The following is a 4,327-nucleotide window of genomic DNA, read 5'->3' on the forward strand; positions in this document are numbered from 1 at the left end:
CGCTCTCAATTTTACCGCCGCGGTTGGTTCCGTGCGCCGAGCAGAGGGCGACGCGCCCCATCCCCCCCCCGGCCCGGGGGGGGGGGGGGGGGTGGCGGGCGCCCGCGGGTGGCGGGGGCGGGCTCCTGACCCCGGGCGGGACCGGCTACGACCGGGCCCGCCGCGTCCGCAACGCGCGCGCCGACCACCGCCCCGCCCTGATCGCCCGCTGCACCGACCCGGACGACGTGATGGCCGTACTCGCCCATGCCCGACGGCACGGCCTGCCCGTCGCCGTACGCGGCGGCGGCGCCCACGTGGCCGGGTGGGGCACCTGCGACGACGGCGCCGTCATCGACCTCGGCGGCATGAAACACCTCGCCGTCGACCCGCTCGCCCGCACCGCCGTCGCCGGACCCGGCCTCGCCTGGGGCGAGTTCGACGACCTCACCCAGCAGTCCGGGCTGGCCGTGCCCGGCCCGCGCAACCCCGACGTCGGCATCGCCGGCCACACCCTCGGCGGCGGAGTGGGAGACCTGTCCCGCCAGTACGGCCTCACCAGCGACAACGTCACCTTCTTCGAGCTGGTGACCGCCGACGGGCGCCATGTGCGCGCCGACGCCGACACCCACCCCGACCTGTTCTGGGCACTGCGCGGGGGCGGCGGCAACTTCGGCGTCGTCACCCGCTTCGGATACCGGCTCCACCCCGTGGACGGTGTCGTCGCCGGCCCTCTCGTCCATCCCGCACACCAAGCGCGCGCCGCCCTGCGCACCGCCCGCGACTGGCTCGCCGACGCCCCCGACGCCGCCTCCCTCATCACCCTGCTCTGGACGGCCCCTCCACTGCCCTTCATCCCCACCGACCTGCACTTCGAGCGCTGCGTCGTGCTGATCCCGAGCTGGTTCGGCCCCGCCGACGAGGCGGACAAGGTGCTGGCGCCCCTGCGCCGGGGCCCGATCCGCCCGGCCGCCGACGGCGTCACCCGCCTCGCCTACACCGCGTACCAGCGCCTGCTGCCCTCACCCCCAAACGCGGACCGGCAGCACGTCTACAACCGGGGCGAACTCCTGCCCGAACTGACCGACCACACCATCGACCTGCTCATCGACCACTGGGAGGCGGGCGGGCCGAACTTCTCCGTCGTCGTCGGCGCCCTGGGCGGAGCCATCTCACGGGCCCCGGCCGGCCCCACGGCGTTCGCCCACCGCGACGCCCGCTGGTTCGTGGAACTGTGCGCCCAGTGGTACGGCGACGCGGACAGCGCCGACCACATCCGTCCCGCGCGCAGCGCCTGGCAGGCCCTCCAGTCCGCCTCCCGCGGGCCCTACGTCAACCTGCTGCCCGACCCCGAGGACCAGTGGGTGCGCGCCGCCTACGGCGAGCCCGGCCACGCACGCCTGCGGCGGGTCAAGGCCGACTGGGACCCCGGCAACCTCTTCCGATTCAACGCCAACATCCCGCCGGACACGGCGAAGGAGTCCGACCGATGACGATCCCCGCCTCACCCCCCGCCTCACCCCCGGCCGATCTGATAGCCGACCTGCGGCAGTCCGACGTACACCTGTGGGAGGAGGACGGCTCCCTGCGCTATCGCGCGCCCAAGGGCGTCCTGTCCGCCGAGCGGTTGCGGGAACTCAAAAAGCACAAGGACGCCGTCCTGGAGTGTCTGCGCGCCGAGGCCCGCGCGGCCCGCCTGGCCGCCGACCCGGACGCCCGCCATGAACCGTTCCCGCTCACCGACGTCCAGTCCGCCTACCTCCTCGGCCGCAACGAGGCCTTCGACTACGGCGGCGTCGCCTGCCACGTCTACGTCGAGGTCAACTACCCCGACCTCGACGCCGAGCGCACCGAAGAGGCATGGAACCGCCTCGTGGCCCGGCACGACATGCTCCGCGCCGTCATCGACCCCACCGGACACCAGCGGGTGCTCCCCGAGGTACCCAGGCTCCGCGTCCCCGCCGAGCACGCCGACAGCGAACGGGACGCGGAGCCGCTGCTGCGCCACGCCCGCGACGAGATGGACCACCGCGTCTACGACACCCTCGCCTGGCCCCTGTTCGACGTCCGCCTCACCCGCACCCCCTCCCGCGCCGTCCTCCACCTGTCGATGGACTTCCTGCTCACCGACTGGGCCGGCATCTGGCTGCTGCTCGGCGAGTTCGAGAAGTTCCACGCCGACCCCGACGCCGCACTGCCCCCGATCGGCATCGGCTTCCGCGACTACCTCCTCGCCGAGCGGGCGCTGCGTGACTCCCCGGCCCACCGGCGGGACCGCGCCTACTGGCTGGACCGCCTCGACGACCTCCCGCCCGCCCCCGGCCTTCCGCTCGCCGCACCCCCCGAGGCCACCGGCCCCGGGCGCTTCACCCGCCGGTTCACGCGGCTCGGCGCACAGGACTGGGAGAACTTCAAGAAACGCGCACGGGCCCGTGACCTGACCCCGTCCTCGGCCGTACTGGCCGCCTACGCCGCCGTGCTCGCCCGCTGGAGCTCCAGCCCCCGGTTCACGCTCAACCTCACCGTCCTCAACCGGCTGCCGCTGCACGAGCACATCGACCGGGTCGTCGGCGACTTCACCACGGTCAGCCTTCTCGCCGTGGAACCCGAGGAAGGCGCGTCGCTGTCCGCGCGGACCCGCGCCCTGTCCGACCGGCTCTTCGACGACCTCGACCACCGCCTCTGCTCCGGCGTGGAGGTACTGCGCGAACTGGCCCGCCGCCGAGGACGCGAGGCGGCCCTGATGCCCATCGTCTTCACCAGCGCCATCGGCCTCGGCGACGACGGCGACGGCGGCCGGGCCCAGGGCCGCCTCGACGGAGCGGGCGTCACCCAGACCCCGCAGGTGTTCATCGACTGCCAGGCCATGGACGACGCCGACGGACTCCAGGTCAACTGGGACGTCCGCGAGGGGGTGTTCCCGGACGGCATGGCGGACGACATGTTCGGCGCCTTCGCGGCGTACCTGCGGGCCCTCGCCGACCGCGACGAGCCCTGGGACGGCGAGGAGCCGGCGGCGCTGCCCGCCTGGCAGTCCGAGGAGCGCCGCCGCGCCAACGACACCGCCGCGCCCCTGCCGGACGGCCTGCTGCACCAGGAGGTGTTCGCCCGCGCCGCCGCGGAACCCGACCGCACCGCCGTGATCGCCCCCGGTGTGCGGCTGAGCTACGGCGACCTCGCGGGCCGGGCCGCCGCCGTGGCCGAACGGCTGCGCACCGACGGCTGCCGGGCCGGCGACCACGTCGCGATCGTCATGGACAAGGGCCCCGACCAGATCGCCGCCGTCCTCGGCGCCCTGCTGGCCGGCGCCGTCTACCTGCCGATGGACACCGACCAGCCGCCGCTGCGCCGGGCGGCCATGCTCGACGGCGCGGGGGTCCGCCACGTCCTGACCCAGTCCTGGACCACCACCGCCAGGGACGGCGCCGGCGCCGCCCGGACGGTCGTCGAGGCGGACACCCTGGCGCCCGCGCGGGCGCCCGCCGCTCCGGTCACCGGTCCGGACCCCGACGCCCCCGCCTACGTCATCCACACCTCCGGCTCCACCGGTCCGCCCAAGGGCGTCGTGATCAGCCACCGGGCCGCCCTCAACACCCTCGCCGACATCGGCCGCCGCTTCGGCACGACCGCCGACGACCGCGTCCTCGGCCTGGCCGCCCTCGGCTTCGACCTGTCCGTATACGACATCTTCGGCCCGCTCTCCGCGGGCGGCGCCCTCGTACTGCCCGAACCCGAACGCCGAACCGACCCCTCCCACTGGGCCGAACTGATCGAGGCGCACGGCATCACCCTGTGGAACTCGGTACCCGCCCTGATGGGCATGCTCGCCGCATACCTGGAGTCCGGGCCCGGCCACGACCTGTCCACGCTCCGCCTGGCGCTGCTCTCCGGCGACTGGGTGCCCGTCACCCTCCCCGACACACTGGCCGCCCTGCTCCCGGGACTGCGCACGGTGGCCCTCGGGGGCGCGACCGAGGCGTCCATCTGGTCGAACTACCACGTCTGCGAAGGAAGTTACGCGGACCGCCGCAGCGTCCCCTACGGTCTGCCGCTCGCCAACCAGGGTTTCCGCGTCCTCGACGCCGCATTGCGGGACCGGCCGGTATGGGTCCCGGGGGAGCTGTACATCAGCGGCGACGGGCTCGCCCAGGGTTACCTGGGCGACCCGCAGGCCACCGCCCACCGCTTCCTGACCCACCCCGCCGACGGGCAACGCCTGTACCGCACCGGCGACCTGGGCCGCTACCTGCCCGGCGGCGAGATCGAGTTCCTCGGCCGCAAGGACACCCAGGTCAAGGTCCGCGGCCACCGCATCGAGCTGGGCGAGATCGAGACCGCTCTCCAGGAG

Annotated in this window: 2 protein-coding genes; both read left to right on the forward strand. The window is 74.3% G+C overall.

Annotated features, from left to right (window positions below):
• Positions 1-125: 125 nt before the first annotated feature.
• Positions 126-1,472: an FAD-binding oxidoreductase gene (locus tag ACFU99_RS34930; protein ID WP_384400001.1), complete on the forward strand. Its 1,347-nt coding sequence runs from the start codon at positions 126-128 to the stop codon at positions 1,470-1,472.
• A partial coding sequence (locus tag ACFU99_RS34935) for an amino acid adenylation domain-containing protein (RefSeq protein WP_384399998.1) occupies positions 1,469-4,327 on the forward strand: 2,859 nt, incomplete at its 3' end. The genes ACFU99_RS34930 and ACFU99_RS34935, both read left to right, overlap by 4 nt.

Origin of the sequence: Streptomyces sp. NPDC057654 (genome assembly GCF_042800135.1) — a bacterium.
Classification (GTDB): Bacteria; Actinomycetota; Actinomycetes; order Streptomycetales; family Streptomycetaceae; genus Streptomyces.